The organism is Nocardioides gansuensis, from assembly GCF_003076135.1.
Taxonomy (GTDB): Bacteria; Actinomycetota; Actinomycetes; order Propionibacteriales; family Nocardioidaceae; genus Nocardioides; species Nocardioides gansuensis.
The window spans coordinates 1-742 of the sequence record NZ_QDGZ01000030.1; the positions used below are offsets into that span (position 1 = coordinate 1).

1 protein-coding gene is annotated in these 742 nt (G+C 68.3%); it reads right to left on the reverse strand.

Annotation, left to right across the window (positions count from 1 at the left end; genetic code table 11):
* On the reverse strand, positions 1–742 hold a 742-nt coding region (locus DDE18_RS22470), incomplete at both ends, for an acyl-CoA carboxylase subunit beta (RefSeq protein ID WP_281258435.1).

Consider the following 742-nt stretch of genomic DNA (forward strand, 5'->3'; position numbering starts at 1 on the left):
CGATGTCCAGGCAGCCGGCGAACTGCATCGGCTGGTTGGCCACCACCCCGACCGGGCGGCCCTCGACCCGGCCGAAGCCGACGATGATGTTGGGCGCGAACAGCGGCTGCACCTCGAGGAACTCGCTGTCGTCGAGCACCGCCTCGACGACCGTGTGCATGTCGTAGGGCTGGTTGGGCGAGTCGGGGATCAGCGCGTCCAGCGACCGGTCCAGGTCGCTGACCTCCAGGTCGGCGCTCTGCCCATGGTCGGCGGCGTCGTAGGAGGGGGGCTCGTCGAGGTTGTTCTGCGGCAGGTAGGACAGCAGGGCCTTGACGTAGTCGATCGCGTCGGCCTCGTCGGCGCCCATGTAGTGGGCGTTGCCGGACCGGGTGTTGTGGGTGCGCGCGCCGCCGAGCTCCTCCATGGTGACGTCCTCGCCGGTGACGGTCTTGATCACGTCGGGGCCGGTGATGAACATGCCGGAGGTCTGGTCGACCATGATCGTGAAGTCGGTGACCGCGGGGGAGTAGACGTGCCCGCCGGCGCAGTTGCCCATGATCAGGCTGATCTGCGGGATCACCCCGGAGGCGTGCACGTTGCGGCGGAAGATCTCGCCGTAGAGGCCCAGGGAGACCACGCCCTCCTGGATCCGGGCGCCGGCGCCCTCGTTGATCCCGATGATCGGGCAGCCGGTCTTGATGGCCAGGTCCATCACCTTGGTGATCTTCTCGCCGTAGACCTCGCCCAGCGAGCCGCCGAA